The sequence below is a fragment of the Halobacillus sp. Nhm2S1 genome (assembly GCF_019599545.1).
Classification (GTDB): Bacteria; Bacillota; Bacilli; order Bacillales; family Halobacillaceae; genus Halobacillus.
This window is the reverse complement of record NZ_JAIEZV010000007.1, coordinates 19806-34752: the sequence shown is the minus strand read 5'-3', so window position 1 is coordinate 34752 and position 14947 is coordinate 19806. Positions and strand designations below refer to the sequence as shown.

Sequence of the window (14947 nt, the reverse complement as noted above, 5' to 3'; positions counted from 1 at the left end):
CTCGTGTTCTAAGCTTAGGGTAAAACCTGGATACTGAAAGGGAGGTAGGCCCCTTGCTAGATGTAAATAACTTTGAGTATATGAAAATAGGCCTGGCTTCACCGGATAAGATTCGTTCTTGGTCCTACGGTGAGGTTAAGAAGCCAGAAACCATCAACTATCGTACGTTGAAACCAGAAAAAGACGGTCTTTTCTGCGAGCGAATCTTCGGCCCGCAGAAAGACTGGGAATGTCACTGTGGAAAATATAAGCGTGTCCGCTATAAGGGTGTCGTTTGTGACCGCTGTGGCGTTGAAGTAACAAAGGCGAAAGTTCGCCGTGAGCGTATGGGGCACCTTGAACTAGCTGCCCCTGTCTCTCACATTTGGTACTTCAAAGGAATCCCTAGCCGTATGGGGCTTGTGTTAGATATGTCTCCGAGAGCGTTGGAGGAAGTCATCTATTTCGCAGCCTATATCGTTACGGACCCAGGGGAGACGGCTCTTGAGAAGAAGCAATTGCTTTCTGAAAAAGAGTACCGCTCTTACCGAGAGAAATTCGGACAAGGATTCCAGGCAGCTATGGGTGCAGAAGCGATCCGTAAGCTTCTATTCGATATCGACCTTGATGGTGAAGTGGATACGTTGAAAGAAGAGCTGAAGACAGCTCAAGGACAACGTCGTACACGTGCAATCAAGCGTCTTGAAGTATTAGAATCCTTCCGTAACTCAGGGAACGATCCATCATGGATGATTCTTGACGTTCTTCCGGTCATTCCACCGGAACTTCGTCCAATGGTCCAGCTTGATGGTGGACGTTTTGCCACTTCTGACTTGAATGACTTGTATCGTCGTGTGATCAATCGTAACAACCGCTTGAAGCGTTTGTTGGATCTTGGCGCACCGACAATCATCGTTCAAAACGAGAAGCGTATGCTGCAAGAAGCTGTCGACGCCTTGATTGATAATGGTCGTCGCGGCCGTCCTGTAACAGGACCAGGGAATCGCCCGCTTAAATCCCTTTCTCACATGCTGAAAGGTAAGCAAGGACGTTTCCGTCAGAACTTGCTAGGTAAGCGTGTCGACTACTCCGGCCGTTCTGTTATCGTTGTGGGACCATCTTTGAAGATGTACCAGTGTGGTCTTCCTAAAGAAATGGCCCTTGAATTGTTCAAACCATTCGTTATGAAAGAACTCGTATCCCGAGGTCTTGCTCATAACATCAAATCAGCGAAGCGTAAGATCGAACGCGTGCACCACGAAGTATGGGATGTCCTTGAAGATGTCATCAAAGAACACCCGGTTCTACTCAACCGTGCACCAACATTGCACCGTTTGGGTATCCAGGCCTTTGAACCGACACTTGTAGAAGGTCGTGCCATTCGTCTGCACCCGCTTGTATGTACTGCATACAACGCCGACTTCGACGGAGACCAAATGGCCGTACACGTGCCACTATCTTCAGAAGCTCAGGCAGAGGCGCGCATCTTGATGCTAGCTGCTCAAAATATCCTTAACCCTAAGGATGGTAAGCCGGTCGTTACACCTTCCCAGGACATGGTACTAGGTAACTACTACCTGACCCTTGAAAGAAAAGGTGCCATCGGAGAAGGCATGTTCTTCAAAGACTTGAACGAAGCTCTAATGGCTTACCAAAATGGCTATGCCCACCTGCACACTCGTGTGGCAGTTCAGGCTAGCTCCTTAAATAACGAAACATTTACAGAAAAACAGAATCAGCAGCTTCTACTGACTTCAGTAGGAAAGTTGATCTTCAACGAAATGCTGCCGAATTCATTCCCATATATCAATGAACCGACGAAAGAGAACTTGGAAATCAAGACTCCTGATCATTACTTCATTGAAAAAGGTACAGATATCCGTGAAGAGATTTCGAAGCGTGAAGAAGTATCTCCATTCAAGAAAGGTATCCTTGGTGATATCATTGCAGAAGTGTTTAAACGTTTCTCTATCAGTGAAACGTCTAAGATGCTTGACCGTATGAAGGACCTTGGTTTTGCTTACTCCACGAAGGCCGGTATCACTGTCGGTGTATCCGACGTTGTCGTACTTCCAGAGAAGCAGGAAATCCTTGATGAAGGACAGGAGAAAGTAGATAAGGTCATGAAGCAGTTCCGTCGTGGTCTAATCACTGAAGAAGAACGTTACGATCGCGTCATCGAAATTTGGTCTGCGGCCAAAGATGATATTCAGAACCGTCTGATGAAGTCCTTGAACCCGCGTAACCCAATCTTCATGATGAGTGATTCCGGAGCCCGTGGTAACGCCTCTAACTTTACGCAGCTTGCTGGTATGCGTGGTCTGATGGCCAACCCGGCTGGACGAATCATCGAACTTCCGATCAAGTCTAGTTTCCGTGAAGGTCTGACGGTACTCGAGTACTTCATCTCTACACACGGTGCCCGTAAAGGACTTGCCGATACGGCCCTTAAGACAGCTGACTCTGGTTACTTGACTCGTCGTCTTGTAGACGTAGCGCAGGATGTTATTGTTCGTGAGGATGACTGTGGAACGGACCGAGGTCTCCCGGTAGCTGCATTGACAGAGGGTACCGAAGTGGTCGAACCATTAATCGATCGTCTTATCGGACGTACAGCGTTCCAGACAGTGAAACATCCTGAAACTGGCGCTGTTATGGTTGAAAGAAATGAAGTCATTTCTGAAGATGTCGCGCGTCAAATCGTTGATGCTGGCATTGAAGAAATCGTAATCCGTACGGCATTCACATGTAACACGAAGCATGGTGTTTGTAAGAAGTGTTATGGCCGTAACCTTGCAACAGGTGATGAAGTTGAAGTCGGTGAAGCAGTCGGAATCATCGCTGCACAATCCATCGGTGAGCCAGGTACACAGCTTACAATGCGTACCTTCCACACAGGTGGTGTAGCCGGAGACGATATCACGCAGGGTCTTCCGCGTATCCAGGAGATCGTGGAAGCACGTAATCCGAAAGGTCAAGCCGTTATCACAGAAATTGATGGTACGGTACACGAGGTCAATGAAGTTAAAGAGAAGCAGGAAATCGTCGTTCAAGGTGCTGTAGAGTCACGTTCTTACACGGCCCCATATGGTGCCCGGATGAAAGTGTCCGTTGGTGATGAGGTCAAAGCAGGTGAACCTCTGACTGAAGGTTCTATTGATCCTAAAGAATTGCTGACCGTACAAGGACTTGACGGCGTTCAAGAATATCTTCTCAAAGAAGTGCAGAAAGTTTACCGAATGCAAGGGGTTGAAATCTCCGATAAGCACGTCGAAGTTATGGTACGCCAGATGCTTCGTAAAGTACGTGTCCTTGATTCTGGTGATACCGATGTACTTCCAGGTTCTCTACTTGAAATTCACCAATTCAAAGAAGCGAACCAAAAAGCGCTTATGGAAGGTGGCCAGCCGGCAGTCGGCCGACCAGTCATCCTTGGTATTACCAAAGCGTCTCTTGAAACAGACAGCTTCCTATCCGCTGCATCCTTCCAGGAAACAACACGTGTCCTTACAGACGCAGCTATTAAAGGTAAGCGCGATGAGTTGCTAGGATTGAAAGAGAATGTTATTATCGGTAAGCTTGTTCCTGCAGGTACGGGTATGACTCGTTACCGCAAGATCCAGGCGCAATCCGAGCAACAAAGACAAGAGGTTCCAGAAGTGACGGAAGAAGTCACACATTCTTAAAATAAAGAAGTAGATGTTAACAAGGTGTAAAATTAAAGGGAGCACCAAAAAACTCACCCAGATGCAGTTGACATGCATATGGGTGAGTGATAATATAATCAAGGTGCTTCCATTTATCCTTGTTACTTTGGAGGATATGAAGATGTCTTATGAAAAAGTAGCACAGGCTAAATCCGATATAATTATTGGAACCAAACAAACACTGAAAGCTATGAAAAATGGCGAAGTGGTTGAAGTCATAACGGCTGACGATGCCGATCAGTCGATGACACTTAAAGTAGCTAAATTAGCCCAACAACTGAACATTCCTCATATACGGGTACCTTCGATGGAGGAGCTCGGGAATGCATGTGGTATTGATGTTGGTGCGGCTACAGTGGCGATAAAGCAATAAAGTTTTGGCGTTTTACGCGAAAGCTTTGTTTTTTGCCTTTTTATGAACCACCTGGATGTGTGGTATTAAAAAAGTATGAAGGGAGGATACAAACATGCCAACAATTAACCAATTGGTACGCAAAGGACGCGTGAGCAAAACAAAGCAGTCTAACTCTCCAGCTTTGAACAAAGGTTACAATAGCTATAAAAAGCGTATGACTGACCTTTCTTCTCCACAAAAACGTGGAGTTTGCACACGTGTTGGTACAATGACACCTAAGAAACCGAACTCTGCCCTACGTAAGTATGCACGTGTTCGTCTAACTAACCAGCTTGAGGTTAACGCTTATATCCCTGGTGAAGGCCACAACCTACAAGAGCACAGTGTTGTTCTTATCCGTGGCGGTAAAGTTAAAGACTTGCCAGGTGTACGTTATACCGTTGTACGTGGTGCCCTTGACACAGCAAGTGTTGATGGCCGTATGCAAGGTCGTTCCAAATACGGAACGAAAAAGCCAAAAGCTAAAAAATAATCGATATGCAAATATCGCTTAAATAAAAACACCTAAGAAGGGAGGGGAACATATGCCACGTAAAGGTCCAGTAGCTAAACGTGATGTGTTACCAGATCCGATGTATAACTCTAAGCTTGTTACTCGCTTGATCAACCAAATCATGGTCAATGGTCAGCGCGGTAAAGCACAAAAGATTCTTTACAAAGCTTTTGAACTAGTTCAGGAGCGTAGCGGAAATGACGCTATGGAAACTTTTGACCAAGCAATGAAGAACGTAATGCCTGTATTGGAAGTACGCGCTCGTCGTGTAGGTGGTTCCAACTATCAGGTACCTGTTGAGGTTCGTCCAGAACGTCGTCAGGCTCTAGGCTTGCGTTTCATCGTAAACTACGCTCGTCTACGCGGGGAGAAAACGATGGAAGAGCGCTTGGCTAACGAAATTCTAGATGCAGCTAACAACACAGGTGCATCTGTGAAGCGTCGCGAAGAAATGCACAAGATGGCGGAAGCGAACAAAGCATTCGCTCACTATCGCTGGTAATCACCAAAAAAATAAAGGTTCAAACAGGAAGGAGAAAGATGCATGGCTAGAGAGTTCTCCTTGGAAAAGACCCGTAATATCGGGATCATGGCTCACATCGACGCTGGTAAAACAACGGCGACAGAGCGTATTCTTTTCTACACAGGACGTATCCACAAAATTGGTGAAACTCACGAAGGAGCTTCCCAAATGGACTGGATGGAGCAGGAACAAGAGCGCGGAATTACAATCACTTCCGCCGCTACAACTGCTCAGTGGAAAGGTCACCGTATCAACATCATTGACACTCCAGGTCACGTAGACTTCACTGTTGAAGTTGAACGTTCCCTACGTGTACTTGATGGTTCCGTAGCTGTCCTTGACGCACAATCTGGTGTTGAGCCTCAAACAGAAACTGTTTGGCGCCAAGCTACAACATACGGTGTTCCACGTATCGTATTCATTAACAAAATGGATAAAATCGGAGCTGACTTCATTTACTCCCTAGGCACATTGCAAGACCGCCTTGGAGCAAATGCAGCAGCTGTTCAACTTCCTATCGGAGCAGAAGATGAGTTCGAAGGAATCATCGACCTAGTAACGATGGAAGCATACTACTACATGGACGACTTGGGAACACGTGCGGAAGCTCGCCCGATTCCTGATGAGTACCAAGATCAAGCTGAAGAGTACCGTGGCAAGCTTGTAGAAGCTGTCGCAGAACTTGATGAAGACTTGATGATGCAGTATCTAGAGGGAGAAGAAATCACGAACGACCAGCTGAAAGCGGCGATCCGTACAGCGACTCTAAGTGTTGAATTCTATCCTGTCTTCTGTGGTTCTGCCTTCAAAAACAAAGGTGTTCAACTTCTAATTGATGGTGTTCTTGACTATCTTCCATCTCCATTAGATGTACCTCCAATTGAAGGTCACGTACCACAAACAGATGAAGAAGTCGTACGTAAGCCTGACGACAACGAGCCATTCTCTGCATTGGCATTTAAAGTTGCGACAGACCCTTATGTAGGTAAATTGACATTCTTCCGCGTGTACTCTGGTACTTTGAGTGCTGGTTCATACGTGAAAAACTCCACGAAAGATAAACGTGAGCGTGTAGGTCGTATCCTACAAATGCACGCAAACTCTCGTGAAGAGATCTCCACTGTATACGCAGGGGATATCGCAGGTGCGGTAGGACTGAAAGATACAGGTACAGGTGATACGCTATGTGACGAGAAGAGTCTTGTTATTCTTGAGTCCATGGAATTCCCTGATCCGGTAATCTCTGTTGCTATCGAGCCTAAATCTAAAGCTGACCAAGATAAGATGTCTATCGCTCTTGGTAAACTAGCTGAAGAGGATCCAACGTTCCAAACTGAAACAAACGTTGAAACTGGTCAAACGATCATCGCAGGTATGGGTGAACTTCACCTAGATATCATCGTTGACCGTCTGAAGCGTGAGTTCAAAGTTGAAGCGAACATTGGTGCTCCACAAGTAGCTTACCGTGAAACATTCCGCGGAAGTGCGCAAGTGGAAGGTAAGTTCGTACGACAATCTGGTGGTCGTGGACAATTCGGTCACGTTTGGGTTGAGTTCGAACCGAACGAAGAAGGCGCTGGATTTGAATTCGTTAACAAGATCGTCGGTGGTGTTGTACCACGTGAATACATTCCATCTGTAGAACAAGGTATTAAAGAGTCTATGGAAAATGGTGTATTGGCTGGATACCCTATGGTAGACATCAAAGCGACTCTATATGACGGTTCTTACCACGATGTCGACTCCAACGAAATGGCCTTTAAAGTTGCCGCATCCATGGCACTTAAAGAGGCGAAAAACAAGTGTAAGCCTGTTCTACTTGAACCAATGATGAAAGTAGAAGTTGTTATTCCAGAGGAATACATGGGCGACATCATGGGTGACGTAACTTCCCGTCGTGGACGTGTAGAAGGTATGGAAACTCGTGGTAATGCACAAGTGGTTAAAGCATTCGTTCCACTTTCTGAGATGTTCGGTTATGCAACAGCGTTGCGTTCCAACACTCAAGGCCGCGGTACGTACACAATGCACTTCGACCACTATGAAGAAGTTCCGAAGAGCATCTCTGAGGAAATCATCAAGAAAAATGCTGGTGAATAATTGATTTTTTAAACGAGTTAAAGTATAACTTGTATTGTAAGCTTAGGAGTGACATCCGCTTACTCCTAAGCTGCATCATAAATCTACAAAAACCAAATTTGTTACTTATCTAAAGGAGGAAATATACAATGGGTAAAGAAAAATTTGACCGGTCCAAGTCCCACGTTAACATTGGTACAATTGGACACGTTGACCACGGTAAAACAACTCTAACTGCAGCGATTACGACTGTACTTCACAAGCGTTCTGGTTCTGGTGAAGCAATGGCATATGACATGATCGACGGTGCTCCTGAAGAGCGTGAGCGTGGAATCACAATCTCCACTGCACACGTTGAGTACGAAACTGAAACTCGTCACTATGCACACGTTGACTGCCCAGGTCACGCTGACTACGTTAAGAACATGATCACTGGTGCTGCTCAAATGGACGGCGCGATCCTAGTTGTATCTGCAGCTGACGGTCCAATGCCACAAACTCGTGAGCACATCCTACTTTCTAAAAACGTAGGTGTACCAGCTATCGTTGTATTCTTGAACAAAGTTGACATGGTAGACGATGAAGAGCTTCTTGAGCTAGTAGAAATGGAAGTTCGCGATCTACTTTCTGAGTACGACTTCGATGGTGATGACGTACCAGTAATCAGCGGTTCTGCTCTTAAAGCTCTTGAAGGTGAAGAGAAGTACGAGCAAGCAATCTACGACCTAATGGACGCAGTTGACGAGTACGTTCCAACTCCAGACCGTGACACTGACAAGCCATTCATGATGCCAGTTGAGGACGTATTCTCTATCACTGGTCGTGGTACAGTTGCAACTGGTCGTGTTGAGCGTGGAACAGTTAAAGTCGGTGACGAAGTTGAAATCATCGGTATGGCTGAAGAGTCCAGCAAAACTGCAGTAACTGGTGTTGAAATGTTCCGTAAGCTTCTAGATTACGCTGAAGCTGGAGACAACATTGGTGCACTTCTTCGTGGTGTTAAGCGTGAAGACATCAACCGTGGACAAGTACTAGCTAAGCCTGGTTCTATCACTCCACACACAAACTTCAAAGCAGAAGTTTATGTACTAGCTAAAGACGAAGGTGGACGTCACACTCCATTCTTCTCTAACTACCGCCCACAGTTCTACTTCCGTACTACGGACGTAACTGGTGTTATTCAACTTCCTGAAGGCGTAGAAATGGTTATGCCTGGGGACAACGTTGAAATGACTGTAGAACTTATCTCCCCAATCGCGATCGAGGACGGAACTCGTTTCTCTATCCGTGAAGGTGGACGTACAGTAGGTTCTGGCGTAGTATCTGAAATCACTAAGTAATTTCAGTTCTATCCTATATAGAGAGCAACAGCTTCTGGCTGTTGCTCTTTTTTAGTGAATAAATACAAAACTGTCATTGAAACCTTTCCTGAAATTATGTATTTCTTTCTCCTTTATCCTACTGCCCTGTAACACAATAGGTAGCATACTGATTTATCGATGATCAGTATTTTATCATTCCATTACTGATATGCTGATAAGGATCAAGATGATTTTATCTAATGTTTAGAAAATTATTCTTTACACAGAGATGGTTGATATCCTCCTGCATATTTGTTTTAATGGACAATGGATTTCAGAGAGGTATTCGGAAGCAATCGACGGGAAGCCCATGAATGCTTTTTATCCCCTTGAAAAAAGTACTGAACGCTAGTATAATATTTTAAGTGTCCGTAATGAAAAGAATTATGGATTTATCCTTGCATTGACCGCATTTCTTCTATATAATAAGTAATGTTGGTCATAAAAGGCGATGAAGCGAAAGGTTGTTGACACACCCGGCCCCTTTGCCATGGCTGGTGGTCAAGTTTTTTCGCGGAGAATGTCTATTTCAAAAATGGGCGAAGAAGGAGGGAAAATAATGGCAAAAGAGAAAATTCGTATTCGTTTAAAGGCGTATGATCACAGAGTACTTGATCAGTCCGCAGAAAAGATCGTAGACACTGCGAAGCGTTCCGGAGCTAATGTATCTGGTCCGATCCCGCTTCCGACAGAGCGTTCTGTTTATACTGTACTTCGTGCGACTCACAAGTATAAAGATTCTCGTGAGCAGTTCGAAATGCGCACACACAAACGTCTAATCGACATTGTTAATCCAACACCACAGACTGTTGATTCACTTATGCGTTTGGATCTACCATCTGGTGTGGATATCGAAATCAAACTATAAATAAATCGTAAAGATAATAGGAGGTGTAACGGATGACGAAAGGAATCTTAGGACGAAAAGTCGGCATGACTCAAATTTTCTCTGAAAATGGCGAGTTGATCCCAGTAACAGTCGTTCAGGCTGAGCCAAACGTTGTTCTTCAAAAGAAAACAACAGAAAACGACGGTTATGAAGCGATCCAACTAGGTTTTGCTGATGAAAAGTCAAACCGCTTGAAGAAAGCTGCTCAAGGGCACGCTGATAAAGCAAGCACAACACCTAAGCGCTACGTTCGTGAATTCCGTAATACAAACCTTGATGACTATGAACTAGGTCAAGAGGTTAAAGTTGATATTTTCGAAGCTGGTGACGCTATTGACGTTACAGGAACTTCTAAAGGTAAAGGTTTCCAGGGTGCGATCAAGCGCCACAACCAATCTACTGGACCTAAAACTCACGGTTCCCGTTTCCACCGTCGTTCCGGTTCTATGGGACAAGGTGCTGACCCATCCAAAGTCTTCAAAGGCAAAGGTCTTGCTGGACAAATGGGTGGCGAAACAGTAACTCTACAAAACCTTGAAGTAGTAAAAGTGGACGCTGAGCGTAATCTACTACTTATCAAAGGTAACGTACCAGGCGCGAAGAAATCTTACGTTAAGATTACAAGTGCAATTAAGGCTAGCAAATAATAAACGAAGGGAGGATATGTCATGCCTAAAGTAGCACTATTAAACCAAAGCGGTTCTAACGTTGGTGAAATCGAACTAAACGAATCTGTTTTTGGAATTGAACCCAATACTCACGTATTACACGAAACTGTGTTGATGCAACGCGCGAATCTTCGCCAAGGCACACACAAAGTAAAAGGACGTTCTGAAGTTAGTGGCGGCGGACGCAAACCATGGCGCCAAAAAGGTACAGGCCGTGCGCGTCAAGGATCTATCCGTTCACCACAATGGGTAGGTGGCGGAACTGTATTCGGTCCTACACCACGCAGCTACAGCTACACAATGCCTAGAAAAGTACGTCGTTTAGCACTTCAATCTGCTTTCTCTTCTAAAGTGAAAGAAGATAACATCATTGTTCTTGAGAGCCTATCTCTTGATGCTCCAAAAACAAAAGAAGTTGCAAACATCCTGAAGGCACTAGATGTTAACGAGAAAGCATTGATCGTTACTGCTGAAGCAGACGAAAATGTAACTCTTTCATCTAACAACATCCCTACAGTGAAAAGTCTTCCTGTAGAACAAGTAAGTGTGTTAGACTTGCTAACGCATGACAAGCTGATCCTTACTAAGGAAGCAGCTGAAAAAGCAGGGGAGGTGCTCTCATAATGAAAGAACCACGCGATATTATCAAGCGCCCTGTCATTACTGAACATTCTGCTGATCTTATGGGAGAAAAGAAATATACGTTTGAAGTTAGCCCGAAAGCTAACAAAACTGAAATTAAAAAAGCAGTTGAAGAAATCTTTGGCGTTCAAGTTGCACAAGTCAACACAATGAACCTTAAAGGTAAGTTCAAGCGTATGGGTCGTTACGGCGGCTACCGCTCCGATCGTAAGAAAGCAGTCATCACATTGACTCAGGACAGCGAAGAACTAGAAATCTTCGAAGCATAAAATACACGAATTGAAATATGAAGGAGGGAAATAAAGATGGCGATTAAAAAGTTCAGACCAATTACTAACGGTCGTCGACACATGTCAGTATCTGATTTCGCTGAAATCACAACTGATAAGCCTGAACGCTCCCTTGTCACTCCACTTCATAAAAAAGGTGGACGTAACAACCAGGGTAAGCTGACAGTTCGTCATCAGGGCGGAGGCCACAAGCGTCAGTATCGTATTATCGACTTCAAGCGTGACAAAGATGGAATACCTGGACGCGTTGCTACAGTCGAATATGATCCGAACCGCTCCGCTAACATTGCACTAATCAATTATGTTGATGGTGAAAAACGTTACATCCTAGCTCCAAAAGGTGTGAAGGTTGGAACGGAAATTATTTCTGGTGAAGGTGCAGATATCAAACCAGGTAACGCACTTCAGTTGAAAGACATTCCAGTTGGTACAATCGTACACAACGTAGAACTTAAGCCGGGACGCGGAGGACAACTTGTCCGTTCTGCAGGTGCTTCTGCACAAATCCTTGGTCGTGAAGAGAAATACACGCTTGTACGTCTAACTTCTGGTGAAGTTCGTTTGGTACTAAGCTCTTGCCGTGCAACGATCGGTCAAGTTGGTAACCTTGAGCACGAACTAATCAGCGTAGGTAAAGCTGGACGTTCTCGTTGGAAAGGTAAGCGCCCTACAGTACGTGGTTCCGTAATGAACCCTAGTGATCACCCACACGGTGGTGGTGAAGGACGCGCACCAATCGGTATGCCATCTCCAGTATCTCCATGGGGTAAACCAACTCTTGGATACAAAACGAGAAAACGCAACAAGCCGTCTGATAAATATATCGTGCGTAGACGCGGTAAAAAATAACGGGATTGTCGGGCGGGCAATAACACCCGTCTCTCAATCGCGAAGGGAGGTTTATTCATGGGCCGCAGCCTGAAAAAAGGACCTTTTGTAGATGATCATTTAATGAAAAAAGTCGAGAAGTTGAACGAAGATAATAAACAGCAGGTCGTAAAGACTTGGTCTCGCCGTTCTACGATCTTCCCTAACTTCGTCGGACACACAATCGCCGTTTATGACGGTCGTAAGCACGTACCAGTTTATGTGACTGAAGACATGGTTGGTCACAAACTAGGTGAATTCGCGCCATCCCGTACGTTCAAGGGACACTCTGGCGACGATAAGAAAACAAAACGTTAATATAGAGAGGAGGCACTCTAATGCAAGCTAAAGCAGTTGCTAAAACCGTTCGTATCGCTCCTCGTAAAGCTCGTTTGGTAATTGATTTAATTCGAGGAAAAAATGTTGGTGAAGCTCTAGCTACACTACGTCTAACACAGCGTGGCGCATCTCCAGTAGTTGAGAAACTTCTTAACTCCGCGATCGCTAACGCAGAACACAACTATGAAATGGACCCGGAAAACCTATACGTTTCCGAAGCGTTTGTAAACGAAGGCGTAACTCTTAAACGTTTCCGCCCTCGTGCAATGGGCCGCGCAAGCCAAATCAACAAACGCACAAGCCACATCACAGTGGTCGTATCAGAAAAAAAGGAGGGATAATCAGTGGGTCAAAAAATTAATCCGGTAGGTCTTCGTATCGGCGTCATCCGCGATTGGGAATCCAAGTGGTACGCTGGCAAAGACTATGCAGACTTGTTACATGAAGACATTAAGATTCGTGAATATGTTGAAAATCGTCTTAAAGATGCTGCTCTTTCTACGGTAGAAATCGAACGCGCAGCAAACCGTGTAAACATTACTGTGCACACAGCTAAGCCAGGAATGGTTATCGGTAAAGGCGGTTCTGAAGTAGAAGCACTTCGTAAAGCACTAAACCAACTAACTGGTAAACGCGTTCACATCAACATCGTTGAAGTGAAAAAACCAGATCTTGACGCTACTCTTGTAGCTGACAATATCGCACGTCAATTGGAAAACCGCGTATCTTTCCGTCGTGCTCAGAAACAAACAATCCAACGCGCTATGCGTGCAGGAGCTAAAGGTATTCGTACCCAAGTATCTGGTCGTCTAGGTGGCGCGGATATCGCTCGTGCTGAATATTACAGTGAAGGAACAGTACCACTACACACACTTCGTGCAGACATCGATTACGGAACTGCAGAAGCTGACACCACTTACGGTAAACTTGGTGTTAAAGTGTGGATCTATCGTGGAGAAGTCCTTCCAACTAAAACTGACAAGTAAGGAAGGGGGAAAAGCATTATGTTAATGCCTAAACGTGTTAAATATCGTCGTCAACACCGTACAAGCTTAAAAGGCCGTGCAAAAGGCGGTACTGAAGTAGCTTTCGGTGAATATGGTTTGCAAGCAATCGATCCAGCATGGATCACAGCCCGCCAAATCGAGGCAGCGCGTATTGCGATGACTCGTTACATGAAGCGTGGCGGTAAAGTTTGGATTAAAATCTTCCCTGATAAGCCTTATACTGCTAAACCCCTAGAAGTACGTATGGGTTCCGGTAAAGGTGCTCCAGAAGGTTTCGTAGCTGTCGTGAAGCCAGGGAAAATCATGTTCGAGATCGCAGGTGTATCTGAAGAGGTTGCACGCGAAGCGTTGCGTCTTGCTTCACACAAACTGCCGATCCGTACGAAATTCGTAAAACGTGAAGAAATTGGTGGTGAAATCAATGAAGGCTAATGAGATCCGTGAATTAACCACTGCCGAAATTGAACAAAAAGTTAAGTCTCTTAAAGAAGAACTTTTCAACCTACGCTTCCAATTGGCAACAGGTCAACTTGAGAACACTGCACGTATCCGTGAAGTTCGCAAGTCCATCGCACGTATGAAGACCGTTGCTCGTGAACGTGAGCTAGGCGTAAATAACTAATAGATGAGAGGAGGTCACCCTCACATGACTGAACGTAATAATCGTAAAGTTTATACTGGCCGTGTCGTTTCTGACAAGATGGATAAAACCATCACTGTACTAGTAGAAACTTATAAGTTCCACAAACTTTACGGCAAGCGCGTAAAGTATTCCAAAAAGTTCAAAGCGCATGACGAAAACAACCAAGCGAAAAACGGCGACATCGTAAGCATCATGGAAACTCGTCCATTGTCTGCTTCTAAGCGTTTCCGTCTTCTAGAAGTTGTTGAAGAGTCTGTCATTATCTAATTAAAGTTCGCTCGGAGTTAATCCGAAGGGAGGTTACATGGTATGATTCAACAGGAATCTCGTCTGAAAGTCGCAGATAACTCTGGTGCTCGTGAAATCCAAACGATTAAAGTATTGGGTGGATCCGGCCGCAAAACAGCTAACATTGGTGATGTCATCACTGCTACTGTGAAGCAGGCAACACCAGGGGGCGTTGTTAAAAAAGGTGAAGTTGTTAAAGCTGTTATCGTACGTTCTAAGAGTGGAGTACGCCGTAAAGATGGTTCTTACATCCGTTTTGATGAAAACGCAGCAGTAATCGTGCGTGATGACAAAGGACCACGCGGTACTCGTATCTTCGGACCGGTAGCTCGTGAACTTCGTGATGCTAAATTCATGAAGATTGTATCTCTAGCTCCAGAAGTATTATAAAAGCCTGAATGAAATGCCTTGTTAAGGAGGTGCGCGAAGAATGCACGTAAAAAAAGGTGACAAAGTAATGGTGATTACTGGTAAGGATAAAGGCAAGCAAGGAACGATCCTTGAAGCTTATCCGAAGAAAGATCGTGTTCTTGTTGAAGGTGTGAACGAAGTGAAAAAGCACGCGAAGCCTTCTCAGGAAAATCCACAAGGTGGAATCCTAACACAAGAAGCTGCGATCCACGTATCCAACGTAATGCCAATCGACCCTAAGACTGGTGAGCCGACACGTGTTGGTTACAAAGTCGAGGACGGCAAGAAAGTTCGTATCGCGAAAAAATCTGGTGAAGCACTAGATAAATAAGCCATAGAAGAAAGG

19 protein-coding genes are annotated in these 14947 nt (G+C 45.0%); all 19 read left to right on the top strand.

Annotated features, from left to right (window positions below; all coding sequences use genetic code 11):
• Positions 1 to 53 precede the first annotated feature (53 nt).
• The 19 genes from rpoC to rplX all read left to right on the top strand — a co-directional run bounded on the left by rpoC (position 54) and on the right by rplX (position 14932).
• Complete coding sequence (gene rpoC, locus K2225_RS19475) at positions 54 to 3665, top strand: DNA-directed RNA polymerase subunit beta' (protein ID WP_220586241.1); 3612 nt, start codon at positions 54 to 56, stop codon at positions 3663 to 3665.
• A gap of 142 nt (positions 3666 to 3807) precedes the next feature.
• Complete coding sequence (locus tag K2225_RS19470) at positions 3808 to 4059, top strand: 50S ribosomal protein L7ae-like protein (protein WP_220586257.1); 252 nt, start codon at positions 3808 to 3810, stop codon at positions 4057 to 4059.
• 94 nt (positions 4060 to 4153) lie between these two features.
• Positions 4154 to 4573 carry a 30S ribosomal protein S12 gene (gene rpsL, locus K2225_RS19465; protein ID WP_089654439.1) on the top strand — a complete coding sequence of 140 codons (420 nt, stop codon included), beginning with the start codon at positions 4154 to 4156 and terminating at the stop codon, positions 4571 to 4573.
• A 52-nt stretch (positions 4574 to 4625) separates the two neighbouring features.
• Positions 4626 to 5096 (top strand): 30S ribosomal protein S7, encoded by a 471-nt coding sequence (gene rpsG / locus K2225_RS19460; RefSeq protein ID WP_146818473.1) that lies wholly within the window; start codon positions 4626 to 4628, stop codon positions 5094 to 5096.
• A gap of 42 nt (positions 5097 to 5138) precedes the next feature.
• Positions 5139 to 7217 carry an elongation factor G gene (fusA, locus tag K2225_RS19455; protein WP_146818471.1) on the top strand — a complete coding sequence of 693 codons (2079 nt, stop codon included), beginning with the start codon at positions 5139 to 5141 and terminating at the stop codon, positions 7215 to 7217.
• Between the two features lie 128 nt (positions 7218 to 7345).
• Entirely contained in the window at positions 7346 to 8536 is a 1191-nt protein-coding gene (gene tuf, locus K2225_RS19450) for an elongation factor Tu (protein ID WP_089654436.1), read from the top strand.
• A 580-nt stretch (positions 8537 to 9116) separates the two neighbouring features.
• Positions 9117 to 9425 carry a 30S ribosomal protein S10 gene (rpsJ, locus tag K2225_RS19445; protein WP_089654435.1) on the top strand — a complete coding sequence of 103 codons (309 nt, stop codon included), beginning with the start codon at positions 9117 to 9119 and terminating at the stop codon, positions 9423 to 9425.
• Positions 9426 to 9457: 32 nt separating this feature from the next.
• Positions 9458 to 10093, top strand: coding sequence for a 50S ribosomal protein L3 (gene rplC, locus K2225_RS19440; RefSeq protein ID WP_220586240.1), 636 nt, complete (start codon positions 9458 to 9460; stop codon positions 10091 to 10093).
• A 21-nt stretch (positions 10094 to 10114) separates the two neighbouring features.
• Complete coding sequence (rplD, locus tag K2225_RS19435) at positions 10115 to 10738, top strand: 50S ribosomal protein L4 (protein ID WP_160917553.1); 624 nt, start codon at positions 10115 to 10117, stop codon at positions 10736 to 10738.
• Entirely contained in the window at positions 10738 to 11025 is a 288-nt protein-coding gene (rplW, locus tag K2225_RS19430; RefSeq protein WP_146818469.1) for a 50S ribosomal protein L23, read from the top strand. The genes rplD and rplW overlap by 1 nt, the downstream gene beginning before the upstream one ends.
• A gap of 36 nt (positions 11026 to 11061) precedes the next feature.
• On the top strand, positions 11062 to 11895 hold the full coding sequence (gene rplB, locus K2225_RS19425; RefSeq protein WP_146818467.1) for a 50S ribosomal protein L2: 834 nt from the start codon (positions 11062 to 11064) through the stop codon (positions 11893 to 11895).
• A 57-nt stretch (positions 11896 to 11952) separates the two neighbouring features.
• Complete coding sequence (rpsS, locus tag K2225_RS19420) at positions 11953 to 12231, top strand: 30S ribosomal protein S19 (protein ID WP_035511685.1); 279 nt, start codon at positions 11953 to 11955, stop codon at positions 12229 to 12231.
• 20 nt (positions 12232 to 12251) lie between these two features.
• Positions 12252 to 12593: a 50S ribosomal protein L22 gene (gene rplV / locus K2225_RS19415; RefSeq protein ID WP_035511684.1), complete on the top strand. Its 342-nt coding sequence runs from the start codon at positions 12252 to 12254 to the stop codon at positions 12591 to 12593.
• A gap of 3 nt (positions 12594 to 12596) precedes the next feature.
• Positions 12597 to 13238, top strand: coding sequence for a 30S ribosomal protein S3 (gene rpsC, locus K2225_RS19410; RefSeq protein ID WP_035511682.1), 642 nt, complete (start codon positions 12597 to 12599; stop codon positions 13236 to 13238).
• 18 nt (positions 13239 to 13256) lie between these two features.
• Positions 13257 to 13691 carry a 50S ribosomal protein L16 gene (gene rplP, locus K2225_RS19405; RefSeq protein ID WP_027953416.1) on the top strand — a complete coding sequence of 145 codons (435 nt, stop codon included), beginning with the start codon at positions 13257 to 13259 and terminating at the stop codon, positions 13689 to 13691.
• Positions 13681 to 13881 carry a 50S ribosomal protein L29 gene (rpmC, locus tag K2225_RS19400; protein ID WP_008636054.1) on the top strand — a complete coding sequence of 67 codons (201 nt, stop codon included), beginning with the start codon at positions 13681 to 13683 and terminating at the stop codon, positions 13879 to 13881. Before rplP ends, rpmC begins: the two co-directional genes overlap by 11 nt.
• Before the next feature lie 24 nt (positions 13882 to 13905).
• Positions 13906 to 14169: a 30S ribosomal protein S17 gene (rpsQ, locus tag K2225_RS19395; protein WP_035511679.1), complete on the top strand. Its 264-nt coding sequence runs from the start codon at positions 13906 to 13908 to the stop codon at positions 14167 to 14169.
• 42 nt (positions 14170 to 14211) lie between these two features.
• Positions 14212 to 14580, top strand: coding sequence for a 50S ribosomal protein L14 (rplN, locus tag K2225_RS19390; protein ID WP_220586239.1), 369 nt, complete (start codon positions 14212 to 14214; stop codon positions 14578 to 14580).
• 40 nt (positions 14581 to 14620) lie between these two features.
• Positions 14621 to 14932 carry a 50S ribosomal protein L24 gene (rplX, locus tag K2225_RS19385; protein WP_035511676.1) on the top strand — a complete coding sequence of 104 codons (312 nt, stop codon included), beginning with the start codon at positions 14621 to 14623 and terminating at the stop codon, positions 14930 to 14932.
• Positions 14933 to 14947 lie beyond the last annotated feature (15 nt).